At 54.5% G+C, this 12,630-nt stretch carries 8 protein-coding genes; 2 read left to right on the forward strand and 6 right to left on the reverse strand.

Annotation, left to right across the window (positions count from 1 at the left end; genetic code table 11):
• Positions 1-124: 124 nt before the first annotated feature.
• Both ileS and MKZ35_RS16615 read right to left on the reverse strand, forming a co-directional pair.
• Positions 125-3,598 carry an isoleucine--tRNA ligase gene (gene ileS / locus MKZ35_RS16610; protein ID WP_482514313.1) on the reverse strand — a complete coding sequence of 1,158 codons (3,474 nt, stop codon included), beginning with the start codon at positions 3,596-3,598 and terminating at the stop codon, positions 125-127.
• Between the two features lie 152 nt (positions 3,599-3,750).
• Entirely contained in the window at positions 3,751-6,189 is a 2,439-nt protein-coding gene (locus MKZ35_RS16615; protein WP_482514314.1) for an efflux RND transporter permease subunit, read from the reverse strand.
• A gap of 219 nt (positions 6,190-6,408) precedes the next feature.
• Here MKZ35_RS16615 and MKZ35_RS16620 point away from each other — a divergent pair, with 219 nt between their 5' ends.
• Complete coding sequence (locus tag MKZ35_RS16620; RefSeq protein WP_482514315.1) at positions 6,409-6,816, forward strand: hypothetical protein; 408 nt, start codon at positions 6,409-6,411, stop codon at positions 6,814-6,816.
• 632 nt (positions 6,817-7,448) lie between these two features.
• Here the strand turns inward: MKZ35_RS16620 and MKZ35_RS16625 are convergent.
• Both MKZ35_RS16625 and MKZ35_RS16630 read right to left on the reverse strand, forming a co-directional pair.
• Complete coding sequence (locus tag MKZ35_RS16625; protein ID WP_482514316.1) at positions 7,449-7,682, reverse strand: DUF433 domain-containing protein; 234 nt, start codon at positions 7,680-7,682, stop codon at positions 7,449-7,451.
• 96 nt (positions 7,683-7,778) lie between these two features.
• On the reverse strand, positions 7,779-9,293 hold the full coding sequence (locus tag MKZ35_RS16630) for a glycine--tRNA ligase (RefSeq protein ID WP_482514775.1): 1,515 nt from the start codon (positions 9,291-9,293) through the stop codon (positions 7,779-7,781).
• A gap of 319 nt (positions 9,294-9,612) precedes the next feature.
• Here MKZ35_RS16630 and MKZ35_RS16635 point away from each other — a divergent pair, with 319 nt between their 5' ends.
• Positions 9,613-11,013, forward strand: a complete 1,401-nt coding sequence (locus MKZ35_RS16635) for an inorganic phosphate transporter (RefSeq protein WP_482514317.1) — start codon at positions 9,613-9,615, stop codon at positions 11,011-11,013.
• Positions 11,014-11,213: 200 nt separating this feature from the next.
• Here MKZ35_RS16635 and MKZ35_RS16640 read toward each other — a convergent pair whose 3' ends face one another.
• A complete protein-coding gene (locus tag MKZ35_RS16640; RefSeq protein ID WP_482514318.1) occupies positions 11,214-11,696 on the reverse strand; it encodes a hypothetical protein in 483 nt (160 codons plus the stop codon).
• A gap of 47 nt (positions 11,697-11,743) precedes the next feature.
• Complete coding sequence (locus MKZ35_RS16645; RefSeq protein ID WP_482514319.1) at positions 11,744-12,235, reverse strand: DUF4385 domain-containing protein; 492 nt, start codon at positions 12,233-12,235, stop codon at positions 11,744-11,746.
• Positions 12,236-12,630 lie beyond the last annotated feature (395 nt).

Consider the following 12,630-nt stretch of genomic DNA (forward strand, 5'->3'; position numbering starts at 1 on the left):
GGGGGCATTTTGTGCCGGTTTGAGCTTGCTTAATGGGATTTTGAACGACTTTAAACGCACCCTGCGATGCTTTGTGCGAGGTTATACCAACCGAGCTTTTTGCGGCTCGGTTGGCTATTCACTATCAAGCAGTTACTACCTCCAGCTGAGCCGGCACGCTGTAGTCGTCAAACTCCAGCGTCACACCGCCCGTCAGCTCCGGATTGAAAGTGAGCGAAAGCGCCTGGGTTTCGGTTCGGATATAGTCGCCGAAGAACTGCACGGCAGCCGCCAGATCGGGCTGCTCGCCGCCTAGCGTGATGCGGATTTTGTCCTGCACTTCCAGGCCACTGTCTTTGCGCAGGTTTTGCAGACGGTTCACCAACTCGCGGGCCACACCTTCACGGCGCAGCTCGTCGGTCAGGGTCACGTCGAGGGCCACGGTGAGCGGACCGTCGGTAGCGACGAGCCAGCCGGGCAGGTCGTCGGTGCGGATTTCTACGTCGTCGGGGGCCAGATTCAACTGCTCCCCTCCTACTTCCACGGCCAGCGTGCCGGTCGCTTCCAGCGTGCTGATTTCCTCGGGCGTCATCTGCTGGATGCGGGCCGCCACGGCTTTGAGCTTCGGGCCATATTGCTGACCCAAGCGCTTGAAATTGGGCTTCACCGACTTCACCAACACACCGCTCGTATCGTCCAGAAACTCCACGTGCTTCACGTTTACCTCGGCACAAATCAGGTCTTCAACCAATCCTACCTGGTCGCGGGTCGTGTCGTTCAGCACCGGCACCAGAATGCGCTGCAAGGGCTGACGCACTTTCAGCACCGACTTTTTGCGCAAAGAATGGGTCAAAGAGCTGATGCGCTGGGCCAGTTCCATACGCTCCTCCAGGGCCGTATCGATGCGACGAGTATCAGCTTCCACGAGCAGCGTGAGGTGCACCGATTCAGGAGCCAGCGGCGTGTTATTGGCCAGGGCTTCCTGACGCATACCGTCGGTCATGTTCTTGTAGAGCCACTCGCCGAAGAAGGGCGCGATGGGCGCCATCAGCTGCGAAACGACCACTAAGCATTCCTGCAAGGTCTCGAAAGCGGCCTTTTTATCCGTGGTCAGCTCGCCTTTCCAGAAACGGCGGCGCGAGAGCCGCACGTACCAATTAGACAGCTGATCGGTGACGAAATCCTGGATGGCGCGGGCCGCTTTGGTCGGGTCGTAGTTGTCATAATGCCCCCTGACTTCCAGAATTAAGGACTGCAGCTTCGACAATACCCAGCGGTCCAGCTCACTTAGATCGGTGAGCGGAATACGGTCAAACTCGCGGGTGCGGAACTCGTCGAGGTTGGCGTAGAGCGCGAAGAAGGAATACGTGTTGAACAGCGTGCCGAAGAAGCGGCGCTGCACTTCCGTTACGCCGGCGGGGTCGAACTTGAGGTTGTCCCACGGTGGCGCGTTGGCAATCAGGTACCAGCGCGTAGCATCGGGGCCAAATTGCTGGATGGTAGCAAACGGATCGACGGCGTTGCCGAGGCGCTTGCTCATCTTCTGTCCGTCTTTGGCTAGCACCAACCCATTGGCAATCACGTTTTTAAACGCTACCGAGTCTTCCAGCATCACGCCCAGGGCGTGCAGGGTAAAGAACCAGCCGCGGGTTTGATCCACGCCTTCGGCAATGAAATCGGCGGGAAAGTTCTTCTTGAATTTCGCTTCGTTTTCGAGCGGATAATGCCACTGGGCATAGGGCATGGCGCCACTGTCGAACCACACGTCGATGAGGTCAGTTTCGCGGTACATGGCCTGGCCGGTGGGCGACACCAGGAATATATCATCCACGTAGGGCCGGTGCAGGTCAATTTGCCCCCCAGCCGTCAGCGGGTTGTGGGTCATAATCTCGGCGGCCACGGCCTTATCAATCTCGGCGCTTAGCTGGGCAATGGAGCCGATGCAAATCTCCTCCGAGCCATCCTGACTGCGCCAGATGGGCAGCGGCGTACCCCAGTAGCGCGAGCGGCTCAGGTTCCAGTCGACCAGGTTTTCGAGCCAGTTGCCGAAGCGGCCGGAGCCCGTGCTTTCGGGTTTCCAGTTGATGGTTTTGTTGAGCTCGATGAGGCGGTCCTTCACCGCCGTCGTCTTGATAAACCAGGAGTCGAGCGGGTAGTACAGCACGGGCTTATCGGTGCGCCAGCAGTGCGGATAGGTGTGCTCGTACTTCTCCACTTTGAAGGCGGTGCCATCCCCTTTCATCTTGATGGCGATGCTCTCATCGAGAGTTTTGTAGTCGGTGCCCGTCTCGTCGTGGCCGTCGTAGTTTTTCACCAAACGGCCGCCAAACTCACCCATCTGCGGCACGTAGCGGCCCGTGCGGTCCACGATGGGCGTCAGTTTGCCTTCCGCATCCGTCACCAGCAATGCCGGAATGTCATTGAGCTGCGCTACCCGAAAGTCATCGGCGCCGAACGTGGGCGAAATGTGAACAATGCCGGTGCCGTCTTCGGTCGTAACGAAGTCGCCGGCAACGACACGAAAGCCTCTTTCTTCGCCTTCAAACGGTGTAAAATCAAACAGGCGCTCGAACTTGATGTCAATGAGGTCAGTACCCGTGAACTCAGCTTCAATTCGCCAAGGCAATGCTTTGCCGGGACCCAAACCATCAGGATAACTTGCCCAAGGAGCCGTTGCTCCTTTATCAGTAAAGTATCGGTTGACTAGAGCCTTTGCTAGTACAACTCGAATAGGTTCGCCAGTATATGGATTGAATGTACGTACCAATACATAAGGGATATTTTTCCCTACAGCCAATGCGGTATTGGCTGGCAGCGTCCATGGAGTAGTTGTCCAAGCTAAGACGAAAATTTCCGTCTCATCTGCTTCACCACCTAAGTAGTCTAGATAAATTTTGTAATTCAAAGGCAATTCATCGCCTTTCACAGCTTTCATTCCAGCTTCAAACAGCTTCTCTGAAGCCTCGTTGCGAATCACTTTAAACTGCGCGACAATAGTTGTGTCCTTCACGTCGCGGTAAGTGCCGGGCTGGTTTAGCTCGTGCGAGGACAGGCCAGTGCCAGCCGCCGGTGAGTAAGGCTGAATGGTGTAGCCTTTGTACAGCAAACCCTTATCGTAGAGCTTCTTGAGCAGCGCCCAGCAACTTTCGATATACTCCGGCTCGAAGGTGATATAGGGGTCGTCGAGGTCAACCCAGTAGCCCATTTTCTGAGTCAGGTCGTCCCACTGCGCCTTGAAGCGCATCACGGTTTCGCGGCAGCGCTGGTTGTAATCGGCAATGGAAATCTTCTTACCGATGTCCTCCTTCGTAATGCCCAACTCCTTTTCAACTTGCAGCTCAATGGGCAGACCGTGGGTATCCCAGCCACCTTTGCGCGATACTTGCTTGCCCAGCAAGGTCTGGTAGCGGCAGAATATATCCTTTACCGTCCGGGCCATTACGTGGTGAATGCCGGGCGCCCCATTGGCCGACGGCGGACCTTCGTAAAACACGAACGTGGGCTGGCCCTCGCGGGTGCTCACGCTCTTCTCGAAAATGCCGTTTTCCTGCCACCATTTGAGGATGTCGGTCCCGACCTGGGCGTAGTTGAGCGGCTGTTTGTATTCGGTGTATTTCATGTGATGGTATTGTCGTTCTGGCGGGGACCTCATCCCTAGCCCTTCTCCTCGGGGAGAAGGGGACTAGTTCTGAAATGATAGAAGACTAGAATTAAAGACGCTAAAATTAGTCCCCTTCTCCCCGAGGAGAAGGGCTGGGGATGAGGTGATTATTACGCTTCCGTACCTAACCGCTTCACCGTCATACGGCTGAGGTTGAGTTCGGAGTCATCGTCTTCCTGGTGATAATCGTCGTCGTAGTGTTGAAGTAAGGATTTGTCGATGGTTTCGTCCTTGCCGTGCTCAAAGGTGACGAGCAGGCAGGGCAACAGAATGAGGTTGGAAAAGTTGGTAATCAGCAGGCTCGCCGACATCAGCAAACCCAGGGCCTTGGTGCCGCCAAACTCGCTGAAAGCAAACACGCTAAAGCCCAGGAACAGGGTAATGCTGGTATAAATCATACTAGTTCCCGCTTCCCGCAAGGTAGTACTGATAGCAGCCCTCACTTTTCGCCCGTTCACGGCTAACTCCTGCCTGAATTTGGCCAGTAAGTGAATGGAATTGTCGCCGTCGATACCCAGGGCAATGCTGAAAATAAGAGCGGTGCTGGGTTTGAGTGGAATACCAAAGTAGCCCATCAGGCCCCCCGTCAGAATGAGCGTAACCAGGTTGGGCAGTAACGCGAAGAACACCGCCCGCAGCGAGCGGAACAGAATCAGCACAACCAGCCCTACCAGAACGAAAGCGATTATAATACTCTCTTTCAGCGTGTTAATCAGGTATTCGTTGCCTTTAGTAAAGAGAATAGTAGTGCCCGTCAGCTTCACCGTCATCCCCGAACCGTTGAAGATCTCCTGAATCTGGGGCTGAATCTGGCGGTTGATCAGGGTGTCGAGGTTGCGCGAGCCGATGTCCGCAATCTTGAGGGAGATGCGGGCCCGCTGGCCCGTGGAGTCGGCGAAGGAGCGCAACAGCTTATCGCTCATCGGGCCGTTGGCCGACCCTTGTCCTCTGGACTGGGCCAGATACCGCAGGATGAAGTTCCGCTCCGAGTTATCGGGGAGGCGATAATACTCGGGATTGTCGTTGTAGAAAGCCTGGGTCGAGGCTTTCAGGAAGGTAACGATGCTGACCGGCGACGAGAGCACGGGCTGGGTGCGCAGGAATTTCTCCAGTCGGTCAATCTTCTCCAGGTTCTTAGTCTTGAGAATTCCCTGCTTCTTGCCCGTGTCAATCACGATTTCCAGGGGCATAATGCCGTTGAAATGCTGCTCAAAGAACTTCAAATCGCTATTGACGGAGCTTTCCTTGGGCAAATCATCTACCATATAAGAGACGGATTTGATCTTTGTGATGCCCAGCAACGACAACGCCACAAGGCCCGCTCCTATCAGGTACACCGTGCCGCGGCGCTCCAATACCAGGTGCTCGAAGAACTCCAGCAGCTTGGTCAGGGGCTTGGCATCCAGGTGCTCCAACTGCTTGGGCGTAGGCGGCGGCAGGTAGGTAAATACGGCCGGAATAAGGATAAAGGAAACCAGAAAAGCCACGAAAATATTGATCGTGGCAATCAGCCCAAACTGATACAAGATGGCGATATCAGTGAAGCAGAACACGAAAAAGCCGATGGCTGTGGTCGTGTTATTCATCAGGGTCACCAACCCGATTTTGCGCACCACGCGCGTCATGGCCAGGATCTGATTACCCGACTTGCGGTAATCATAATGGTAGCGCGAGAGCAGATACGTACAGTTGGGAATCCCGATAACAATCAGGATGCTGGGAATCAGGCCGGTCAGCAGGTTGATTTTGTACCCAAAGAGTACCATGGTGCCCACGCACCATACCACCACCACCAGCACCACCAAGATGGGGAAGATAACGGCGGCCCAGGTTCGGAAGAACATGAACAGGGTAGCGGCCATCATGAGCACCGTGAGCAGCACGAAAAACTTCATTTCGGCCGCCACTTTCGTGGTCATGGTGGAGCGCACGTAGGGCAGACCCGCGTAGTGCAGCCGGATGCCCGTTTTCTTGCTAAACGCCTCCGCGTGGCCCAGAATCTCGTTCATCACGGCCTGACGGCGCGAGGAATTCAGGTACTTGGGGTCCATGGTGAGAGCCAGCAGTGTGGCGCCCGTGGTGGGCGAGATGAGCTGGCCTTTATAGAACTCCACCCGATTCACTTCCCGCATCAGGCTGTCCAGCTCGCGTTGGGTTTCGGGGGCTTTTTGAAAAATGGGAATGGCCTTGAACTGCTGCGTAGCCGTGTCCTTGCGTAGGGCCAGCACCTTCGATACCGACAGCACGCCATTCACGCCTTCTACTGCGGACAGCGTGTCGGTGAGGTTGCGTAGCTCAGTGAAGTTGCCCAGCTTATACACGCTGCTGTCCTGTAAGCCTAGCACGAGCACGTTGCCGTCTTCGCCGAAGGTTTGCTTGAACTGCTGGAAGTAGACCACATCCGGGTCATTCGGACTCACGACCTGGGCAAAGTCGTAGGTCATTTCCACGTCTTTGGCTTTCCAGACCATAAATACGGTCATCACGGCTATGAGCAGGATAAGAATCCGCCGCTGCTTGATGACGAAAAGCGCAAGAGAGCTCCACATAGGCCGTTAAAATGCAGCAAAGGTACGGAAAGCCGAGTAGGTAGTAAGCCTATAGCCACTCAAACTGCAGCTGCCCCAGGCAACTGAATAGCACGCATTTGAATCTTTCAACTTAACAATTTGTAAACACAGACAGCTCGAATGCCGTATTAGTCCGACTAAAGCAATTTTTGCCCCCCAATGCCGTTTTGAAGTCTGGTTCGCCAGCTTCCCGCTTCCATGATTTTGTACCAAACTCCTACTGTTTCGCTTGCTTACCATGCTGCTACTGCTACCATGCAGCTGCAGTATGCGGCGGCCTCATTGGCGGAAACGTTTGATAAAGTATATCAGCTGGCCCTCGAAGCTATGCACAATCTGGGGGTGGATAAGTTGCTGCTGGACCTGAAGCGCAACGCCCCACCGACTGATGAGGACGAAGAGTATCTGCTGGCGCCCATCATGCGCCACTTACCGGCTCATTCGGCCCGCCCGATCTTCATAGCGGCTTTGCTTTCGGAGGGCCAGTACCAACACCAGCTGAGCTGCTACTCCCCTTCCTTCGACCGCACATTTGCCCCCCCGCAAGTGGAGTTCAATTACTTCACCTCCCGCCGCGAAGCCACCGATTGGCTGGGTGATAATTAGACCGTTTCGAGGTGAGTGCTATACACGCGCACAAGTCGGACGTTGGGCTGGTCTAATGCCGCCAATACTTGTGGCCAAATCTCGCCCAGAAACGTGCGAAACTCTCGCCGCCGCATGTTGCCTACACAAATGCGAACTACCCGCGCCGCCGTATCCGTTAACGCCCGGTGGTCAAAGTCAACATCCTTAGTAATGAAGCTGTTTAGGAAGTCGAGAGAACGTCATGCTGAGCTTGTCGAAGCATCTCTACCGCTTCGCTAGAGTAGTTCAACGAAGCGGTAGAGATGCTTCGACAAGCTCAGCATGACGTCCCAGCTTACTTTGGAGGACTTCCTAAACAGCTTCAATAATAGTCAGGCTCCTCTCCAACGCATATTGCCAAACTTGGGTATCGCGCCATGTTGGGTCCGGCACAGGTTCATAATCAGCTGATTGCCAGAGTATGGAACGAGAAGACAGGTTGGCGTCAATCAGAAATTTGGGCATCACAGTAGCTGAAGTGCTGGCTCACCGAGAGCGAGTGACGCAAACATATAAGGCTGTTTCAGCGCTGGAAAATACATTAATAGTTACTAGTGTAGCTCACCGTAGAACGGCTTTTTAATTTCTAAAAATGCCCCCCAATTCTTTTATCAGGCTGCGTAGCTCACAAAGTTTTGCCGGGCCAGATTCTCTGCGGCAAAGTGAATACAAGCCAGAATATCCTCCCGGTCAAGGAGTGGATATTCGTCCAGCATGTCTTCCACGGTGTCGCCAGCGGCCAAAAAATCCAGAATCGTGGCTACGGTAATGCGCATTCCACGAATGGTTGGCCGTCCATTGCATAAGTTCGGGTCAATCGTAATTCGGTCGTGGATGTATTGCATGACGGGGTAATTATTTACTAGCAAGATAATAAAACTCGCGCCGTACTTCTTTATCAGAAATACGGCGCGAGGCAGACTCAGGTAAGCAAAATCAACTTACAGCTTCTCAAAGATTCGCTTGAAGCTGACGGCCTCGCCAATGTAATTGCGCAGCTCGCTGATCGGCATGCGGGTTTGCTCGCGCGAGTCGCGGTCACGCACAGTTACAGTGTTATCCTCCAAGGTCTGGTGGTCGACGGCAATGCAGAACGGTGTACCGATGAGGTCCTGGCGGGTATAGCGCTTCCCGATGGCGTCGCGCTCCTCGTACACGAGGCGGAAATCGTGGCGCAGCTCATCGAAGATTTCGGTGGCTTTTTCGGGCAAGCCATCCTTGCGTACCAGCGGAAAAATAGCGGCTTTCACCGGAGCCAGGGCTGGGTGCAGGCGCAGCACGGTGCGGGTTTTGGTTTGCTGCTGCTCGCCCTCCCCTTCCGTGATGGTTTCCTCAGTATACGCCTGGCACAACGTGGCCAGGAACAGGCGGTCGGCACCCACGGAGGTTTCCACTACGAAAGGCACATAGTTGCCGTACGCCTTGCCGTTCTCGTCGAGGTCGTTGTCGAAGAACTGCTGCTTTTTGCGGCTCAGGGCCTGGTGCTGGGTCAGGTCGAAGTCGGTGCGGGAGTGAATGCCTTCTATTTCCTTGAAGCCGAAAGGGAACTCAAACTCGATATCCACGGCCGCGTTGGCGTAGTGCGCCAGCTTCTCGTGGTCATGAAAGCGCAGCTTCGCGGCGGGCAAACCCAGAGCTTCGTGCCAGCGTTTGCGCGTTTCTTTCCACTGCTGGTACCATTCCATCTCAGTGCCAGGGCGCACGAAGAATTGCATTTCCATTTGCTCAAACTCCCGCATGCGGAAGATGAACTGCCGGGCTACAATCTCATTGCGGAAGGCCTTACCAATCTGGGCAATACCGAACGGAATCTTCATTCGCGCCGACTTCTGCACGTTCAGGAAGTTCACGAAAATGCCCTGAGCCGTTTCGGGCCGCAGATAAATCAAGGTTGAGTCGCCTTCCACCGAGCCTACCTGCGTGGAGAACATCAAGTTGAACTGACGCACTTCGGTCCAGTTGGCAGTGCCCGAAACTGGGCAAGTTATCTTCTCATCAATGATGAGCTGCCGTACGCCGGTCAGATCTTCGGCCGTGAGCAGGCGGCCCATGTCAGCAAGCAACATATCGGCGCGCACTTTGTCGCCGGCGTTTTCGTATTGGGCAGCTTTTTCTTCTAATAAAACGTCGGCCCGGTAGCGCTTCTTCGAGTCCAGATTATCAATCATGGGGTCGGAGAAGCCGTCGATGTGGCCGCTGGCTTTCCAGGTGAGCGGGTGCATAAAAATAGCCGCGTCGATGCCCACCACGTTTTGGTTAAGCTGGGTCATGGCCCGCCACCAGAGCTGCTTGAGGTTGTTTTTCAGCTCCACACCGTTGGGGCCGTAGTCATACACAGCCTGCAGGCCATCGTAGATTTCGGACGAAGGAAACACGAAGCCGTATTCCTTGGCGTGGGCCACAATGTCCTTTAGCTGGGTATTTTCGAGAGAGGGTTTCTGCGTCGGGTTGCTCATGCGGGCAAAGATAGTTCGTTGAGTTAACTGCGTAGGCGGAAAATGCAGATTCGGGCCGGGCCGCCCGCCATCATCGGCGGCTGGGGGGCAAATTTGCCCCCCAGCCGCCGGCGTAATCTTTTCCAAGGCTGAGTTAGCCGCCCACCCGGCCCCTTGCGTATCGGGGCCTTTACGCATGCTGATGTCGCCCACAAATTCGCTTTCTTCGGCTTGCTTATTACTGCCGGCTAACAACCTCCGGTAACAATTTGATAATCTTGCCCCGTTTTTGGTGGCATTACCTTTGGGCGCCCATTTTTTTGTACCTATTTCCCCTCCTATGTTTGGCTTAGAGCCTCAAGTGTTACTGCTGCTGATGCTATGCTTAGTAGCAGCCTGCGCCTTTGAGTTTGTCAATGGCTTCCACGACACGGCCAATGCCGTCGCGACGGTCATTTATACTAACACACTGCGCCCGTGGGTAGCCGTTATCTGGTCGGCTTTCTGGAATTTCATTGGTGTATTTTCTGGTGGCATTGCCGTGGCCATGGGCATCGTGTACCTGCTACCCGTCGAGAGTCTTGTCGACCAAAATGTGTATCACGGGATTGCTATGGTGGGGGCACTTATTCTGGCGGCTATTATCTGGAACGTGGGCACCTGGTACTACGGCATTCCGGCCTCTAGCTCCCACGCCCTAATCGGTTCTATTCTGGGCGTGGGCATCGCCTTTTCGCTCCTGCCCGACTCGGGCGGGGCGGCTGTAAACTGGAGCAAGGCCATCGAAACGGGCGTGGCTTTGCTCGTAGGGCCACTGTTTGGCTTCACGCTTACTATTCTGCTCATGTTTTTGCTGCGCCGCTTCGTGCGCAACAAAGCCATCTTCCGCGAGCCCCACAAGCGCAAGCCCCCGCCCCTCTGGATTCGCCTGATTCTGATTGCGACCTGTACGCTGGTGAGCTTTTTTCACGGCTCAAACGACGGGCAGAAGGGCGTGGGTCTGATCATGCTGATTCTCATCGGTATCGTACCCTCTTTTTTCGCCCTCAATGATGATCTGAACCCCCTGGATATGCGCAGCTCCCTGGCCCGCATCGAGCAGGTGGTAGCCAAGGTAAATCCGGCAGAGCTAAGCGCTGACGACCGCAAAACCCTCACCGATATTCAAACCCAGACCGCTTCTCTGGATCAGGTTTTCGCGGGTAAGACCAGCGTGCGGGATTTGCCCCAGAATGCTCGCTTCGAGATTCGCAAGGCCATTCTGTTGCTCGACAATCGCACCAAGAAGCTGCTGGGCAGCGAGCGGCTCAGCCTCAGCTCCACCGACCAGGAAATTTACCGCACTGGCGTCACCGACCTGCGCTCCTACACGGATTATGCCCCTTGGTGGGTGCTGCTGATGGTGTCTACTTCCCTGGGCATCGGCACAATGGTGGGCTGGGAGCGCATCGTCAAAACCATTGGCGAACGAATCGGCAAGGAACACCTGACTTACGCGCAAGGGGCTTCGTCCGAGCTGGTCGCGGCCACGATGATCGGGGCCTCCACCGGCTTGGGACTAGCCAGCTCTACTACTCACGTGCTGTCGTCGGCTATTGCGGGTTCCATGGTGGCCAACCGTGGCGTGAAGAACCTTAACCCCCAGATGGTGCGCAACATTGCCCTAGCCTGGGTGCTCACGCTACCTGTCACGATGGTGCTGTCGGGAGCCCTGTTTTTGTTCTTCCGAGCTATCCTATAAAGGTCTGATTATCTTGAATAGAGCCAAAAAAAGCCACCCTCCAGGAGGGTGGCTTTTTTTGATTCGTCTCTTATGGGAATAAATGTGAAAAAGCTACTAGTGGCATTTTTCAATGATCATTTTGTGTTAAATATCGAGACAGCAGTGAGTTATCCACTTTTCCACAGGGGTAGATGGGTATTTTGTGGATAACTACCTGACTAGCTTGGCCACTGTACTTCCAGATCGTCGGATATAAACACCCCGAAGTTGACGAACTGCAGTTCGTCTTCATCGAAGTATAAGTCAATCATCTCCTTCTCGTAAGAGAGGCGCACTTCGCCGGTTTCCATACGCTCCATTTCGGGATTGCTATACCCATGCCGACTCATTAGCTCCTCAATGGCAGCCTGGCTTTTGCCCTGAATTGGCTCGCCAAACAAGCGCAAGCCCGGATGATCGGTTTCGATGCAGCTGAGGCGGTAGTCGTCTTCACGGTCGAAATAAAGGGAGTAGCCTTCCTCCAGGTAGTTCCAGGCCTGATGCTCGAACTCGTCGTCATCCTCCGACTCTTCAATTTCTTCGGGCTCGCCCATCAGGGCGCGCACCTCGTCCATGGAGGCTCCAAATTTCAGAGGACCCATGCCGGTGCCCAGGGTGATTTCGTTTTCTTCCATGCTGGTTGGTTGGTCAGGCTTAGTCATAGCCGTAGGGTGAGGTCTAAGTTTAGCTAAAGGTAGGAATCTGCGGCTCACTTGCCGTAGCGCGCCTGAAATTCGGCGCGCTGCCGCTCGTACTCGGGGTGGTGCTGGGCCTGGTCCCATTTCTGTTTGAATATGGCCGCCGCCGCCGCCTTTTCGGGGTCTTCGGGGGCGCGGGGTAGCTCGGCGCGGCCGTGGGCGCCACTCTGGCCTTTTTTATCGTCGGGCACTGGCCCATCGTACTTTTTGCCACCCTTATGATTGGCGTAGCGCCGGGCCCTTGTGAAGCCCATTTGTAGAAACTTGCGCGCCATATCAGCACCTACAAAGTCCTCGTCTTTCAGGTAAGCCAGAAACAACTCGTAGATACGCTCCGAGGATTCCTGGGCTATTTCGGGCGTCCGAAAGCGCCAATGCGGCAGTATTTCCGATTTATATGGCTCAACTAAAAGTACGCCCTGCTCGCCTTTACCCACGCGGTACAGCTCGGGCTGCTGCCGAAAATTGACCTTTTTGAAATCGAGCGAGTAATCGAACGGCATATTAGACGCACGGAAGCTGAACTGCTGTATACGCGAGAACCGGTGGATTATGTTGGGGGCTTTTTTTGAGCACCGGCCGATTTATCCACAGGGTTAATAACTTTTTAAAAGAGATTTTAAGAAATTTTTTTTAATCCCCTACCATTAGGGCTGTGCATAAGTTGATAAGATTTGAGAGTTATAAACAGTGCTGAAAACTTGTGCACAAGCTTGGGCTTATGCACCAGCTATCAACAGGGTGTGTGGATTATAAGTGACTGACTGAAAACAGCTTATTGACTTTATTCACAATCCACGACGTTATCCACGAATCCACAATTCACACGAGCCAGGCAGTGTGGATTAGGTCTTTTTCGGGGCGAAGTTGTCCACCCTTATCCACAGTCAAACGGTGC

The sequence above is a fragment of the Hymenobacter sp. R533113 genome (assembly GCF_056835965.1).

Excerpts from the sequence above, each read along its gene's own strand:
- ileS (WP_482514313.1), bottom strand. The coding sequence starts at position 3,598 with ATGAAATACACCGAATACAAACAGCCGCTCAACTACGCCCAGGTCGGG.
- MKZ35_RS16615 (WP_482514314.1), bottom strand. The coding sequence starts at position 6,189 with ATGTGGAGCTCTCTTGCGCTTTTCGTCATCAAGCAGCGGCGGATTCTT.
- MKZ35_RS16620 (WP_482514315.1), top strand. The coding sequence starts at position 6,409 with ATGATTTTGTACCAAACTCCTACTGTTTCGCTTGCTTACCATGCTGCT.
- MKZ35_RS16625 (WP_482514316.1), bottom strand. The coding sequence starts at position 7,682 with ATGCAATACATCCACGACCGAATTACGATTGACCCGAACTTATGCAAT.
- MKZ35_RS16630 (WP_482514775.1), bottom strand. The coding sequence starts at position 9,293 with ATGAGCAACCCGACGCAGAAACCCTCTCTCGAAAATACCCAGCTAAAG.
- MKZ35_RS16635 (WP_482514317.1), top strand. The coding sequence starts at position 9,613 with ATGTTTGGCTTAGAGCCTCAAGTGTTACTGCTGCTGATGCTATGCTTA.
- MKZ35_RS16640 (WP_482514318.1), bottom strand. The coding sequence starts at position 11,696 with ATGACTAAGCCTGACCAACCAACCAGCATGGAAGAAAACGAAATCACC.
- MKZ35_RS16645 (WP_482514319.1), bottom strand. The coding sequence starts at position 12,235 with ATGCCGTTCGATTACTCGCTCGATTTCAAAAAGGTCAATTTTCGGCAG.